The organism is Streptomyces sp. NPDC013455 (assembly GCF_040632975.1).
In the GTDB taxonomy this organism is placed as follows: Bacteria; Actinomycetota; Actinomycetes; order Streptomycetales; family Streptomycetaceae; genus Streptomyces.
Window position 1 is genome coordinate 379524 of the sequence record NZ_JBEYCX010000003.1, and the last position, 14708, is coordinate 394231.

A 14708-nucleotide genomic window follows, 5' to 3' on the forward strand; every position below is an offset into this window, starting at 1 on the left:
GCCTCCATCGTGCCGTCCGGACGATCAATGCGCCTTCCCATACCGCCTTTCCCGGCGGGTGTCGTCGCCGCACGTGCGCGCGGGCACCGATTCGTCTTTTCTGGACACCCGGGGGCCACTGCCCGACAATCACTCGCGTGACGTCGTCTTTCGAGCTCCCCGCCCACCCTGCGCGTCTGTCCGACGCAGAGCGTGACAAGGCGCTCCAGGTGCTGCGCGACGGCGTCGCCCTGGGCCGGCTCTCGCACGACACGTTCGTGCGCCGCATGGAGCTGGCGCTGGCCGCGCGCCGCTCCGACGAACTCGCCGTCCTCGTCGCCGACCTGCCCCAGGAGAACCGCCTCTCCCGCGCGGTCCTCGGCACCGTGGAGGCCGTCTCCGGGTTCACCGTACGGCTGCGCCGGGCCTGGCAGGCCGAGCGGCTGCCCAAGCTGCTGCTGCCGCACCCGGGGCACACCCACCCGCTGCGCATCGGCCGTGACCCGGCGAACGGGCTGCGGCTGAACCACGAGACCGTCTCCCGCGTACACGCCGAGCTGCGCAACCACGACGGCCTGTGGATCCTGAAGGACCTGGGCTCCACCAACGGCACCACCGTCAACGGCCGCCGGGTGATCGGCTCGGTCGTCGTCCGCGAGGGCGACCAGGTCGCTTTCGGCAAGGTGGCGTACCGGCTCGCGACGGGCTGAGCCCGCCTCGCCCGGTCCGGGGCGGGACGGCGTCCCGGCTCGCGACGCACCGGGCCCGCTCCGGCCGGTCTTTTTCGAACGGGTGCGCAGTCGTGCGCGCGTACCGTCCCGTTCGGGTGAGCCGCACTGCGGAAGACGGGCTTCCGTGCCGATGCAACGGGCATGACCTACATCACCAGAGCGGCAGCGGCGGCCGGCGCCCTGCTGGCCGCCGCCGGCCTCCTCGCCGCGGGCCCGGCCCGGGCGGCCTCCCGCGACATCCTCCCGGGCAACTGGCTCTACCTGACGGTCACCAAGGGTGACGCCCGCTCCAGCGACACCCGCGGCGCCCTGCTGCTGTGCGACCCGCCCCAGGGGCACACGCGCGCGGCCGAGGCCTGCACGGAACTGGCCGCCGCCGAAGGCGACGTCGGCCGCATCCCGGCCAAGAACGTCTTCTGCCCGATGATCTACGCCCCGGTGACCACCCACGCGCGCGGGCACTGGAACAACCGGACGGTCGACTTCGAGGAGACGTACACCAGCCCGTGCGTCATGAGGGCGCGCACCGGGGCCGTCTTCGCCCTGGACGACTGACGGGCCGCCCGCTGCCGGGTGGCGCGGGCCGCGCGCCGGCTCACGCCACCTGGTCGCGCGCCTGCTGGGCGGCCACCAGCACCGTCCGGGACTGGTGCTCCACCTGGTGCTCCAACGGCACCCAGCGGGCCCGGAACCGCTGGGCGAAGGCGTCGCACCAGGTGGCGACGAGCTGCTGGAGGGCCGGCGCCGCCCGGTCGTCCGCCTCCCGCAGCACCCGCAGCAGCATCGCCGCGGCCCGCAGCGGCAGCCGCCGCCCGAAGGCGTCCACACTGCCGACGTACGCCATCGTCGTGCCCGCCGGGGGCGTGTGGACCCAGTCCTCGGCCAGGCCCGGGATCAGCTCCAGCGCCCACCGCGCGGCCCGCAGCAGCGGTCCGTCCACGCCGTCCAGCCGGGGCAGCGCCTCGGCGAGGATCCACTCCACCTCGCGCGCGTCCCGCAGCAGCCGCGCGGCCAGGCGACGCATGGCCGCCGCCGGCGCCGGGTGCGGCGCCGGGTCGTCCACCAGGTCGCTGGCCCACATCGGCACCTCCACCACGGCCGTCAGGCCGCCGTACCGGTGCGCGTGGTACCAGGTGCTGTGCCGGGCGTCGTCCGGCATGCTCGGGTAGGCCACGCCCGTCTCCGGGCCGGGCATCACGTGCACCCCGGGGCCGGAGGCCGGCCAGCCCGCCGCGTCCGAGGCCCCCGTCTCCACCGGGATGTGCAGCTCCGCCGCGGACTTGGCGAACGGCTCGGCCAGGCCGGGCACGTCCTTGGTCAGCTGTACCCAGCTGCCGCCCAGATCGGTGCCGTGCAGGGTCACCTGGAGGTAGGGGCGCAGTTCGTCGATCACGCCGGTCAGCGCCCGGGTCTCGGGCGGCAGCCGGTCCGGCGGCAGCACCGCCGGTGACCACTCGGGCTGCTCCGCGCCCGTCGGCCGGTAGAAACCGAGGTGGTAGTCGAGCAGGCTGCGCGGCGCCGGGGTCACGTGCAGGCTCGCGCCGTCCGGGTCCGCGCACAGCAGGAAGTGCCAGGAGGTGCCCGCCCGCAACTCCCTCTCGGCCAGCACTCTTTCGGCAAGCACCCGCAGGGTGGAACCGCCCGTCGGCTCATTGGCGTGGGCGCCGGCCACGACCAGCACCGCCCGGGGGGCGTGTCCCACCGACAGCAGGTGCAAGGGTCTTCCCGCCCGCGAGACACCCACCTGCCGCAGCGCGCACAGCCCGGGTTCCCGAGCGGCCAACGCCCGAGCGCCGGCGATCAGTTCGGGAACGCTGGGATAGCGCAGCTCCGGCAGAGGACTCACCCCCGACTTGTCCGCCCGGCTTCGCCCTCCCAGTCCCGCACGGGACGGGTGAACTGTCAAGCAGGCGGCAGGAGACGGCCGGGGGCGCCCGGAGCAGTGCCCCGGCGGGTGACCGCCCCTGCGTTTCCTGGGATCACTGCTGGTGCAGCCCGCGCCCCGCCAGTGTCAGGAACACCTCGCCCACCGCCTCCGACAGGGTGGGGTGCGCGTGCACGTGCCGGGCCACGTCCGAGGGCTCGGCGTCCCAGCCCACGATCAGCTGGCTCTCGGCGATCATCTCCGACACGTTCGGGCCGACCAGGTGCACACCGAGGACCCGCCCGCCGCCGGCCTCCGCCACGACCTTCACCACGCCGCCCTGCCCGTGCACCATTCCCTTGGCCACGGCGGTCAGCGGCATCGTGTTGACGTCGACCTCCTGCCCGCGCGCGCGTGCCTCGGCCTCACCCAGACCGACCGAGGCCGTCTGCGGCGAGGAGTACGTCACCCGGGGCACGGCCGCGTAGTCGACCGGCGCCGACGGCAGCCCGGCCAGGGTCTCGGCCACCAGCAGGCCCTCCGCGAACGAGGCGTGGGCGAGACCGAGCGAGGGCGGCGGCAGCAGGTCGCCCACGACGTGGACGCCCGGCACGGCCGTCTCCAGCCTGCTCCAGTCCGCCGGGACGACGAACCCGCGCTCGTCCGTCGTCAGCCCGGCCGCGTCCAGCCCCAGGCCCTCGGTGACCGGCACGCGGCCGACGGCCACCAGGAGCCGCTCCGCCTCCACGGTCCGGTGCTCGCCCCGCGCGGTCCGCACGCGCGCGCGTACCCCGTTCTCCAGCAGTTCCGCGTCCAGCAGCCGCGCGCCCGCCTGCACGTCGATCCCGCGCTTCTTCAGGCCGCGCGCCAGGTGCCGGCTCACGTCCGCGTCCTCCAGCGGCACGATCCGGTCGGCGGCCTCCACCAGGGTGACCTCCGCGCCCATGGACCGGTGGAAGGAGGCGTACTCCACGCCGATCGCGCCCCCGCCCAGCACCAGGACGGACGCCGGGAGCCCCGGCGCGAACAGCGCGTCGTCACTGGTCACCACGCGCCGCCCGTCCGGCGCGAGGCCCGGCAGGGTACGCGGACGCGAGCCGGTCGCGAGCACGACCGCGCGGCGCGCGGTGAAATCCGCCGCACCGGACGCGGAGCTGCCGGGCCCGTCCGGCGCGGCGTCCGCGCGCAGCCCCTCCACCCGCACCGCGCGCGGTCCGGTGAGCCGTGCGCTGCCCCGCACCACCCGCACGCCGGCGTGCGCGAGATGCGCCTCCACGCCCTTGTGGTTGCGCGTCACGATGTCGTCCCGGGTCGCCACCAGCGCCCCCCAGTCGACGGAGTCCACCGTCGCCTTCACGCCCCAGCGCTCGCGGGCCTCGGCGATACCGTCGACCAGCTCGGCGGCGTGCAGCATCGCCTTGCTCGGGATGCAGCCCCGGTGCAGGCAGGTTCCGCCCACCTTGTCGCGTTCGACGAGGACGACGTCCAGGCCGAGGGAGGCGGCGCGCAGCGCGGTGCCGTAGCCGCCCGTGCCGCCGCCGATGACGATCACGTCGGATGTGTTGATGGTCATGGCATCAACCCTCCGTCCACTCCTTGTCATGAGTCCAAGGCAATGTTGTTGTGGAATCCATGCACGTTCTTCATGGGGGGCCGGGACGGTGAGCCTGCGGCAGATGGAGTACTTCGTGGCCGTCGTCCAGGAGGCGTCGTTCACCCGTGCGGCGGAGGCGCTGCACGTCACCCAGCCCGCGCTCTCGCACCAGATCAGGGCGCTGGAGAAGTCCGTCGGCGGCGCCCTGCTGGAGCGGCTGCCCCGGGGCGTGCGCCTCACCCCCATGGGGCGCGCCTTCCTGCCGCACGCCGAACTCGCCGTCCGCAGCGCCGCGCAGGCCCGCCGCGCGGCCCGCGCCACGGCCGGCGCCGAGGGCGGCGAACTGCATGTGGCGGCCCTGCACTCGCTCGCGGTCGGGGCCCTGCCCGACGTCTTCGCCCGCTGGCGCGCGGCACACCCGAGGGTCCTGCTGCGCCTGCACGAGTACGCCACCGCCGAGGCCCTGGAGGAGGCCGTCCAGCGCGGCACCGCCGATCTCGCCCTCGGCCCCGAACCCGTCGGCCGGCCCGGCACCGTCGTCCCCGTCGGCGACGAGGAACTCGTCCTCGTCGTGCCCTTCGACGACCGCCTCGCGGGCCGCACGACGGTCACCCTGCCCGAACTCGCCGACCGCGCCTGGATCCGCTGCGCCATGGAGCCCGTCGTGCACGGCGAGCGGTTCCTCGACTGGGCCTGCGGGAAGGCCGGGTTCCAGCCCCGGACCGCCGTGTGGACCGAGCACACCTCCACGGCCGTACGCATGGCCGCCGCCGGCGTCGGGGTGTGCACCGCGCCCTCCCACATCGTGCGCGGTGCCGTCGGCGAGGACTGCGTGGTCCTCACCCCCGACCCGCCCTGGCGGCGCCCCCTGGCCGTCTACGCGCGCGTGCCGCCCACCGGCGCCGCCGCGGCCTTCGTCGACCTCCTGCGCACCACCTGGCCGTCCCTGACCGCGATCGCCCCCGGCGAGGACCACGGTCCGCCCGCCGCCCCGGCCGACTGAGCCCGGGCCGCCCCTCGGCCCCGCTCAGTCCTCCCCGGACCGCTCCAGCAGGGCCACCGGCAGTTCGCCCAGGAGGTCCGCCACGCGCGCGTGGCCGCTGAACGACCGCCCCGGGGCGAGGACGTCCGTCCACCGGCCGGGCGGCAGCGGCAGCAGCGTCTCCCGCCAGCCGCCCGCCTCCGCCAGCCGCAGCGACAGCCGGGTCACCGCCGTGACCACCTCGCCGGAGCGCGTGAACGCCAGACAGTGCTCGGCCGCCGGTCCCTCGGCGGTCAGCGGCTCGTAGGACGCGCCCGCGCCGAAGGCGCCCGGCCGCCGGGCGCGCAGCCGCAGCGCCGCCGCGGTCAGCGCGTCCTTTTCGCCGGGCGCCGGCGGGGGGAACCGGACCGGCCGCCGGTTGTCCGGATCCACCAGCGCCCGGTACTCGCCCTCCGTGCCCTGGTACACGTCCGGCACCCCGGGCATCGTCAGGTGCACCAGCGCCGTGCCGAGCACGTTGGCCCGCACGTGCGGCTCCAGCGCCTTGCGGAACGAGGCCACCCGCTCGCCGGACGGCCCGCACGGCCCGGCCGTGACGAAGGCCGCCACCGCTTCCTCGTACGGCGGCTCCTGCTCCGTCCAGCTGGTGTACATGCCCGCCTCGCGCACGTGCTTCAGCAACGCCTGCCGGACCCGGTCCTCCTCCGCCGGGCCCAGTCCGAACACCGTCTGCCAGGCGGCCCAGGCCAGCTGCCCGTCCGGCACGCCCTCCTCCGCCGTGGTCACCTCGGCGAGCACCTTGGCCCAGCGGTCCGGGCACTCGGTGAGCACGGCCAGCGCGGCGCGCACGTCCGCGCTGCGCTTGGTGTCGTGCGTGGAGACGACCGTGCCGGTGAGCGGCCAGTCGCGCTGCACGCGCGCGCAGAACGCGTGGAAGTCCTCCGGGGACACGCCCGGGCTGCCCGGATCGCCGCCCACCTCGGCCGCCGACAGCAGCGGCACGTAGCGGTAGAACGCCGTGTCCTCCACCGACTTGGCGCGCAGCGCCGACGCGGTCTGCGCGAACCGGGTGCGGAACTCCACCCGGTCGGCGCGGTCCGGCGCCGTGTCCCCGGGCGGCTCCACCAGCAGCCGGCGCACGATGCCGACGGCCTCGGCCTCCTCCGGCACCACGAAGGCCAGCCGGGCCTCCTCGGCGGCCTCCTCGGTGATCACGGCCGAGGCGTCCTGGGAGGCGTAGGGCCGGTACACGCGCAGCCGGACCAGCAGCTCCTCCACGGCCGTACGCAGCGCCCAGGGGGCCCGGTCGCGCAGCGACAGGTCCGGTGAGCCGGCGCACAGCCGGGCGGCCACCCGGGTGAGCCGGTCGGTCTCGGTGGCCAGTTCGTGGGTGAGCACCTTGTAGGCGGCCCGCCGGACCGTGGCCTCCCAGTTGCCTCCCCGGTCCGTCTGCGGCGCCGCGAACGCCCGGTACCGGCCCAGCAGTTCGTAGGCGCCGGTGCGGTCCGTGAACAGGCCGTCGACGTGCCGCAGAGCGTCGTAGCCCGTGGTGCCCGCGACCGGCCAGGAGGCCGGCAGACGCTCGTCCCCGGCCAGGATCTTCTCCACGACCGTCCAGCGCCCGCCGGTCGCCTCGTGCAGCCGCGCGAGGTAGCCGTCGGGATCGGCGAGCCCGTCGGGGTGGTCCACCCGCAGCCCGTCGATCACGCCCTCCGCCAGCAGCCCCAGGATCTTGGCATGGGTGGCGTCGAACACCTCCGGGTCCTCGACGCGCACCCCGATCAGCTCCGAGATGCTGAAGAAGCGCCGGTAGTTCAGCTCGGTGCGGGCCAGCCGCCACCACACCGGCCGGTACCACTGGGCGTCCAGCAGCTCCGGCAGCGGCAGGTGCCCGGTGCCCGGGCGGAGCGGGAAGGCGTGCTCGTGGTAGCGCAGCACGTCGCCGTCGACCGTCAGGTGCGCCAGCTCGGAGCCGACCGGGCCGCCGAGCACCGGCAGCAGCACCCGCCCGCCCTGCGCCTCCCAGTCGATGTCGAACCAGCGCGCGTACGGCGAACCGGGCCCGTCCCGCAGCACCTCCCACAGGGCGGGGTTGTACCGGGGCGTCATCGCCATGTGGTTCGGCACGATGTCCGCCACCAGGCCGAGACCGTGCTCCCGCGCGGTCCACGCCAGCGCGCGCAGCCCCTCCTCGCCGCCCAGTTCCTCCCGCACGCGCGTGGGGTCCACCACGTCGTAGCCGTGCGCGGAGCCCGGTACGGACTCCAGGACCGGGGACAGGTGCAGGTGCGAGACGCCGAGCGACGCCAGGTACGGTACGGCCGCCGCGGCGGCGGCGAACGGGAACGCCGGCTGGAGCTGCAGCCGGTAGGTGGCCGTGGGCACTGCCGGTCCGGGGCGCGCAGAAGTCATGGGAACCTACGTACCCCGCTCGCCGTCTTTCGTGTCATCCGCCTCCGTCCGGCCCACGCGCGGCTGCCCGGGTCCGGGCGACGGGCACGGCGCTCGTCGCCCGTACGAGCGGCCCCCGCGAGCACCCGGACCAGGGGGACCGGGCGCGCGAGGACACCCGTACGGCGGCACCCGCCCGGGAAACGGCCCGCACGACTGCCCGCGCGCGGGCACGCGCCCGGGGGCCGCCCGTGCGGGCACCCGGTGCCCCGCGAGGCGCACCACGCGCGCGCACGGGACACCCGGCCCCCTGGCGGGACGCCACCCGTCGGCGCGCCCCGCCCGCCGCGCCGGCCCCGCCCCCGGCTACGCGGGCCGCTGGAGCACCGTCAGGCTGCGGTCCGGCAGGGTGATGCGGTCGCCGGCCGCGACCTTCGGGCCCGTGCCCGGTGGCACCCCCTCCGGGCGGGCGGTGTCGACCACCACCTGCCACTGCCGCCCGTGGTCGACCGGCACCAGGAAGTCCAGCGGACCGGGCGAGGCGTTGAACATCAGCAGGAAGGAGTCGTCGAAGACGCGTTCCCCGCGCGGGCCGGGTTCGGAGATGGCGTTGCCGTTCAGGAACACCGTCAGCGCGGACGCCTGCGCCGAGTTCCAGTCCTGCTGGGTCATCTCACGGCCGTCCGGGGTGAACCAGGCGATGTCGGACAGCTCGTCGTGCGTGCCCTCGACGGGCCGGCCGTGGAAGAAGCGGCGCCGGCGGAGGACCGGGTGGTCGCGGCGCAGCCACACCATCGCGCGCGTGAACTCCAGCAGGTCGCTCTCCAGCGACTCCGGCCAGTCCACCCAGGACACCTCGTTGTCCTGGCAGTAGGCGTTGTTGTTGCCGCGCTGGGTGCGGGCGAACTCGTCGCCGTGGCTGATCATCGGCACACCCTGGGAGAGCATCAGCGTGGCGATGAAGTTGCGCATCTGCCGGGCGCGCAGCCCGAGGACCTCCGGGTCGTCGGTGTCGCCCTCCGCGCCGCAGTTCCAGGACCGGTTGTGGCTCTCGCCGTCCCGGTTGTCCTCGCCGTTGGCCTCGTTGTGCTTGTCGTTGTAGGACACCAGGTCGTGCAGGGTGAAACCGTCGTGGCAGGTGACGAAGTTGATGGAGGCCAGCGGGCGGCGGCCGTCGTCCTGGTAGAGGTCCGAGGAACCGGTCAGCCGGGAGGCGAACTCGGCGAGCGCCCGCGGCTCCCCCCGCCACAGGTCCCGGACCGTGTCCCGGTACTTGCCGTTCCACTCGGTCCACAGCGGCGGGAAGTTGCCCACCTGGTAGCCGCCCTCGCCGACGTCCCACGGCTCGGCGATCAGCTTCACCTGGGACACCACCGGATCCTGCTGCACCAGGTCGAAGAACGACGACAGCCGGTCCACCTCGTGGAACTGCCGGGCCAGGGTGGCCGCCAGGTCGAAGCGGAACCCGTCGACGTGCATCTCGGTGACCCAGTACCGCAACGAGTCCATGATCAGCTGGAGCACGTGCGGGGACCGCATGAGCAGCGAGTTCCCGGTGCCCGTGGTGTCCATGTAGTAGCGCGGATCGTCCGTGAGCCGGTAGTACGAGGGGTTGTCGATGCCCTTGAAGGACAGCGTCGGGCCCAGGTGGTTGCCCTCCGCGGTGTGGTTGTAGACGACGTCCAGGATCACCTCGATCCCGGCCTCGTGCAGCGCCCGGACCGCCGACTTGAACTCCAGCACCTGCTGGCCGCGGTCGCCCCAGGAGGCGTACGCGTTGTGCGGGGCGAAGAAGCCGATGGTGTTGTAGCCCCAGTAGTTGCTCAGCCCCATGTCGGCCAGCCGGTGGTCGTTCACGAACTGGTGCACGGGCATCAGCTCCAGGGCCGTCACACCGAGCTTGGTCAGGTGCTCGATGACCGCCGGGTGGGCGAGTGCCGCGTAGGTGCCCCGCAGCTCCTCGGGGAGCCCCGGGTGGCGCATGGTCAGACCCTTGACGTGCGCCTCGTAGATCACCGTGTGGTGGTACTCGGTACGCGGCGGCCGGTCGTCGCCCCAGTCGAAGTACGGGTTGATCACCACCGACGTCATGGTGTGCGGCGCCGAGTCCAGGTCGTTGCGCTCGTCCGGGGCGCCGAAGTGGTAGCCGTAGACCTCCTCGCCCCAGCGGACCGACCCGCTGATCGCCTTCGCGTACGGGTCGAGCAGCAGCTTCGCCGAATTGCAGCGCAGCCCCCGCCCGGGGTCGTACGGGCCGTGCACCCGGAACCCGTACCGCTGTCCGGGCATCACGCCCGGCAGGTACGCGTGCCGCACGAACGCGTCGCTCTCGCGCAGTTCCACCGCCGTCTCCGAGCCGTCGTCGTGCAGCAGACACAGCTCTACTCGGTCCGCGGCCTCCGTGAAGACCGCGAAGTTGGTTCCGGCGCCGTCATAGGTGGCGCCGAGCGGATACGCCTCTCCAGGCCAGACCTGCATGGATACGACTCTCCCAGGTGTGCCGTCCGCCCGGGGCCGCGTTGGCCCCGAGTCTCGTCCGAAAGTGAGGCAACCTCCCGTGGCTCACCCGCCCTCTTATCCGGTGACCAGTGCGCACGGCGGTTCTGGTACCCGCCGTGCGCCGAACACGCGGGGCATACACGTACTCCCGGGGACCAGGGGGGAGTAGGGGGAAGATGTGCGCGAGACAGTCCACCGTCATCTGGGCAAGGTACTGACCGCCGCGGCCCTCGCGGCGGCGGGGACCGCCGCCATGGCCGCGGTCACCCTGCCCGGCACCGCGGGCGCGGACGACTCCACGGGCGGCGGCGGTACGCGGGCCGCGCGGCAGGCCGGGCCGGGCCCGGACGCCGTACCGCCCGGTGTCGTGGAGCGGCCGCCCGCGGAGCACCGGGAAGGAACCGGCCGCGATCCGCTCACCGACGACGAGATCCGGCGGGTCGGGGAGATCGCCGCGGCCGGACGACTTTCGGCCACGGGCCGGGACGTCGCGGGGGAGCGCGGGCCGCAGCGGCTCGGCGTCGACCTCGCCGAACCGGAGGCCGGCCAGGCCGACGACCCGGACGCGCCGCGCCGGGCCGACATGACCTTCTACGACTACGAGACCGACACCCTCGTCACGAAAGTCGTCGACCTGAGAAGCGGCAAGGTCGAGCGGACCGGCACCCAGCGCGGTGTCCAGCCGCCGCCGAGCCGCGCCGAGACCGCCGAGGCGGCCCGGATCCTGATCGCCGACCCGCTCGGCGCGGGCCTCAGAGCGGACTACGAGGACGCCACCGGCACGAAGCTCACCGCCCCGGACCAGCTGACGCTGAGCGGCGGGAGCTACCTGGCCGCGCCGGGAGCCCAGCCAGCGGTGCTCGACGCCTGCGGCGTGCACCGCTGCGTGCGGCTGTTCTCCAAGGTCAGGAACGGGCCGTGGATCGACACCAGGGACCTGGTGATCGACCTCAGCGCGCGCGAGGTGGCCGCCCTGGACCGCGGCTGACGGCCGCCGCCCGCCTCTCACACCCGTACCTCCGGCAAAGGGAGCCATCTCTTCATGCCCGACACGTACCTGCCCGGCGGCGCCCGCCCGCGAGCCGCCCACCCGACGCCGGCCACCGGCCGTACCGCCCGCGCCACGACGGCCGTCGGCCGTGCGACCCGCAAGGCGGCGGCCGGGGGACTGGCCCTGGCCGCGCTCGCCGCGCTCGCCGCCGGCGCGACGCTGGCCGCCGGCCCGGCGGCGGCCCGCCCGCAGACCGCCGCCCCCGCGGCCGCCCCCGGATGCAGCGCCGCCTACACGATCGAGCAGAAGCTCTCCACCGGCACGACCTGGCGCATGTGCTGGCACTACGACGGCAGGGCCGGCCTCGTCCTGGAGAACGTCTCCTACCGGCCCAAGGGCGAGGCCAAGCCGATCAAGGTGCTCAACAGCGCGAGACTCGGCCAGATCCACGTCCCCTACGACGACGGCAGGCACGAGTACTACGACCTGACGGGCGAGACCTTCGGCCAGGACCTCCAGCCGCTCACGCCCGGCGAGTGCCCCGGCGGCACCATCAAGACCGTCCGGGTACCGGACGGGGACCCGCGCCCCCGGGACGTCAAGGGCCTGTGCACGACCACCCGTTCGCGCGGCCACGCCTACCGCATGCACGACTACGCGACCGAGAAGGTCCATCAGCAGCAGGGCAGGGACCTCCTGGTGTACACGGTCAACCAGGTGGGCTGGTACGAGTACATCACCGAGTGGCGCTTCCAGGACGACGGCACCGTCACCATGAACGTCGGCGCGACCGGCAGCCTCTCCTGGGGGGACTACAACGCCCGGGACGGCCGGGGCTGGCCCATCGGCAAGGGCGCCAAGGACTACGCGACCAGCCACAGTCACAACGTCTTCTGGCGGCTCGACTTCGGCCTCGACGGATCGTCCCGGACGAAGGTGGAACGGTACGACTCGACCGTCAGCGCCCCCGCCCGCCGGCAGGAGGGCCCGACCGCCCGGACCACCCGCACCAAGGTCGCCAAGGAGTTCGCGGACGACCACAAGGCCTACCGCTGGTGGCGGGTGGTCAGCGCGACCGGCAAGAACAAGGACGGGCACGCCCGTTCGTACGAGCTGGTCCCCGGTCCCACCACCCGGTACCCGGGCCGCGGGTTCACCCGGCACGACGTGTACGTGACCCAGTACGACCCGTGCGAGCTGTTCGCGAGCAGGAACCTCACGTGCGCGGCCGGTCACCCGAAGTCCGTCGAGAAGTGGGTGGGCGGCCAGACCCTCACCCACCCGGTGGTCTGGATGAACGTCGGCTTCCACCACATCGCCCGGGACGAGGACCAGCAGCCCATGCCCGTGCACTGGCAGGGCTTCTCCATCGCCCCGCGGGACGTCACGGCTATGAATCCGCTCACTCCCAAGGATCTCGCATGGCAGAACGGACACTGGGAATGGCGTAGTTGAGCCGAGCGGCCGGCAAACCGACCTGTCCATCCGGCTGCACCGCCGACCGCTCGCGGAGTACCCTTCCTTGATCGTTGAGACGGGGAAGGCCCGGGGTGGCGGAAGGCGGTGCACGGGTGGGCTCGGGAGGGCTGGAGCTGCCTCCTGGTGACGAGGGTCACGAGGGGAACTCCACAGACGTCCCGCCCGGCGCGGTGTCCCTGGCCCGGCCGATGGACGCCGGGTCCATCGGCCCGGAGCTGGACTGGGACGCCGACGCCTGGCGCGAGGTACGCACCCGCGCCCAGCGGGCCGGCCGGGCCTACATCTGGCTGAACCTCGTCGAGCAGCGGCTGCGCGCGGTCGTGGCCGCCGTGCTGCGGCCCGTCTACGAACCCGTCCACGGCGACGAGTGGGTGGTGGCCGCGGCAGGTCCGGCCGGGCAGGAGTGGGTGCAGCGCGCGGTCGCCGTCCGCGAGGTCAGCCGCCGCAAGGGCTACCTGCTCGACCCGGCCGACGACAATGTGCTGAGCTTCCTCACCCTGCCCCAGCTGCGCGAGCTGGTGGTGCAGCACTGGCCGTGCTTCGAGCCGTACTTCGACGAGCGCCGCGACCTCGAACTCGCCCTGGACGAGCTGGAGGTGACCCGCAACGTCGTCTCCCGCAACCGGGCACTGTCCGAGGCGGTCCTCGGGCAGGCCGAGCGGGCCTCGGCCCGGCTGCTGGAGATGCTCGGTGCGGGCGGTGACGTGCCCTCGGCGCGCCGGCTGCCGGTCGACGCGGTCGAGGACCTCGTCGGCGACCGGTACGCCGACGTCGTCGCCGTCCACCCCGACCGGGTCCGGCTGCTGCGCCAGTTCCCCGCCGAGGACATCTTCGACGGCGCCCGCCGGCTCGACGCCATCGGCATCGGTCTGAACCTGCTGGTGCAGAACTTCTCCGGGCGGCGCATGGTCCGGCTCGCCGAGTCCGGCTGCCGGGTGCGGCTGCTCTTCCTCAACCCCGCCTCCAGCTCGGTCAAGCGCCGGGAACGCGAACTGGGGATGAAACGGGGCGAGCTGAGCCGCTCGGTGGAGATGAACATCCTGCACATGCGCCGGGTGCGGTCCCGGCTGCGCGACCCCGGCGCCTTCGAAATCCAGGTGTACGACGAGACGCCCCGCTTCACCGCCTACCTGGTGGACGGCGACGGTGCCGACGGCGTCGCCGTGGTGCAGTCCTACCTGCGCGGGGCGCGCGGGATGGAGTCACCGGTCCTGGTACTCCGCAACGGCAGCAAGCTGGTCAAGTCGGACGATGCGGCGGAAGCAGGGCTCTTCCCGACATACCGCGAGGAATTCGAGTTGGCTTGGGCGGATTCGCGACCGGTGTCCTGAACGTCCGCGCGGGGAAGCGGAATGCCGACCTCGCGTTGTCAGTGCCGCGTGCGATGGTGGAGGCCACTGGGGGAAAGCACCACAAGAAGGGGGACCACCCATGGGCTGGCACCGGGAGCTGCTGATCGGCTTCGACCTGGAGACGACCGGGACCGATCCGCGCGAGGCGCGCATCGTCACGGGTGCTGTGATCGAGGTCAGGGCGGGCGAGCCCCTGGGGCGCCGGGAATGGCTGGCCGATCCGGGCGTGGAGATCCCGGCCGACGCGGTGGCGGTCCACGGCATCAGCAACGAACGCGCGGCGGCCGAGGGCAGCCCCGCCGACCGGGTGGCCGACGCCATCGCGGACGTCCTCGCCTCCTACTGGACGGCGGGCGTCCCGGTCGTGGCGTACAACGCGGCCTTCGACCTCACGCTGCTCTCGGCCGAGCTGCGCCGCCACGGGCTGCCGTCCCTGACCGAGCGGCTGGGCGGCGCCCCGCCCGCTCCGGTGATCGACCCGTACACCATCGACCGCCGGGTCGACCGCTACCGCCGCGGCAAACGCAATCTGGAAGCGGTCTGCGCCGAGTACGGCATAGCCCTCGACGCCGCGCACGACGCCACCGCCGACGCGCTCGCCGCGGCCCGCCTCGCCGCCGCGATAGCCGGCCGCCACCCCAAGGTCGCGGCCCTCGGTCCGGCGGAGCTGCACCGCCGGCAGATCGAGTGGTACGCCGAGTGGGCGGCGGACTTCCAGGCCTTCCTGCGCCGCAAGGGGGACACCGACGCGGTGGTCGACGGGGTGTGGCCGCTGCGCGAACTCGCGGACGTGGCGCAGGGGAAGGTCTGAGGCGGGCGGCCGGGCCGGCGCGGGGCGCGTGAGGA

General features: G+C 73.9%; 11 protein-coding genes. 7 read left to right on the forward strand and 4 right to left on the reverse strand.

The window, feature by feature from the left end:
- The first annotated feature begins 137 nt into the window (after positions 1–137).
- Positions 138–689 carry a DUF1707 and FHA domain-containing protein gene (locus ABZ576_RS08125; RefSeq protein ID WP_360737329.1) on the forward strand — a complete coding sequence of 184 codons (552 nt, stop codon included), beginning with the start codon at positions 138–140 and terminating at the stop codon, positions 687–689.
- Positions 690–851: 162 nt separating this feature from the next.
- Positions 852–1265, forward strand: coding sequence for an SSI family serine proteinase inhibitor (locus ABZ576_RS08130; RefSeq protein ID WP_360737331.1), 414 nt, complete (start codon positions 852–854; stop codon positions 1263–1265).
- A gap of 40 nt (positions 1266–1305) precedes the next feature.
- On the opposite strand, the gene ABZ576_RS08135 is transcribed toward ABZ576_RS08130, so the two are convergent.
- Both ABZ576_RS08135 and lpdA read right to left on the reverse strand, forming a co-directional pair.
- Positions 1306–2556 carry a M14 family zinc carboxypeptidase gene (locus ABZ576_RS08135; protein WP_360737333.1) on the reverse strand — a complete coding sequence of 417 codons (1251 nt, stop codon included), beginning with the start codon at positions 2554–2556 and terminating at the stop codon, positions 1306–1308.
- 133 nt (positions 2557–2689) lie between these two features.
- Positions 2690–4147: a dihydrolipoyl dehydrogenase gene (gene lpdA, locus ABZ576_RS08140; RefSeq protein WP_360737336.1), complete on the reverse strand. Its 1458-nt coding sequence runs from the start codon at positions 4145–4147 to the stop codon at positions 2690–2692.
- Positions 4148–4235: 88 nt separating this feature from the next.
- Here lpdA and ABZ576_RS08145 point away from each other — a divergent pair, with 88 nt between their 5' ends.
- Positions 4236–5171: a LysR family transcriptional regulator gene (locus ABZ576_RS08145; protein WP_360737338.1), complete on the forward strand. Its 936-nt coding sequence runs from the start codon at positions 4236–4238 to the stop codon at positions 5169–5171.
- Between the two features lie 24 nt (positions 5172–5195).
- Here ABZ576_RS08145 and treY read toward each other — a convergent pair whose 3' ends face one another.
- Both treY and glgX read right to left on the reverse strand, forming a co-directional pair.
- Entirely contained in the window at positions 5196–7562 is a 2367-nt protein-coding gene (gene treY, locus ABZ576_RS08150) for a malto-oligosyltrehalose synthase (protein ID WP_360737341.1), read from the reverse strand.
- 345 nt (positions 7563–7907) lie between these two features.
- The gene (glgX, locus tag ABZ576_RS08155; RefSeq protein ID WP_360737342.1) at positions 7908–10019 is read right to left on the reverse strand and encodes a glycogen debranching protein GlgX; all 2112 of its coding nucleotides are present in this window, start codon (positions 10017–10019) and stop codon (positions 7908–7910) included.
- Between the two features lie 199 nt (positions 10020–10218).
- On the opposite strand from glgX, the gene ABZ576_RS08160 reads away from it, so the two are divergent.
- From ABZ576_RS08160 to ABZ576_RS08175, 4 genes are all read left to right on the forward strand, one after another.
- Positions 10219–11028 carry a Tat pathway signal sequence domain protein gene (locus ABZ576_RS08160; protein WP_360737344.1) on the forward strand — a complete coding sequence of 270 codons (810 nt, stop codon included), beginning with the start codon at positions 10219–10221 and terminating at the stop codon, positions 11026–11028.
- Positions 11029–11082: 54 nt separating this feature from the next.
- Entirely contained in the window at positions 11083–12486 is a 1404-nt protein-coding gene (locus tag ABZ576_RS08165) for a copper amine oxidase (protein WP_360737346.1), read from the forward strand.
- 116 nt (positions 12487–12602) lie between these two features.
- Complete coding sequence (locus ABZ576_RS08170; RefSeq protein ID WP_360737349.1) at positions 12603–13841, forward strand: SAV2148 family HEPN domain-containing protein; 1239 nt, start codon at positions 12603–12605, stop codon at positions 13839–13841.
- A gap of 100 nt (positions 13842–13941) precedes the next feature.
- Entirely contained in the window at positions 13942–14673 is a 732-nt protein-coding gene (locus ABZ576_RS08175) for a 3'-5' exonuclease (RefSeq protein WP_360737352.1), read from the forward strand.
- Positions 14674–14708 lie beyond the last annotated feature (35 nt).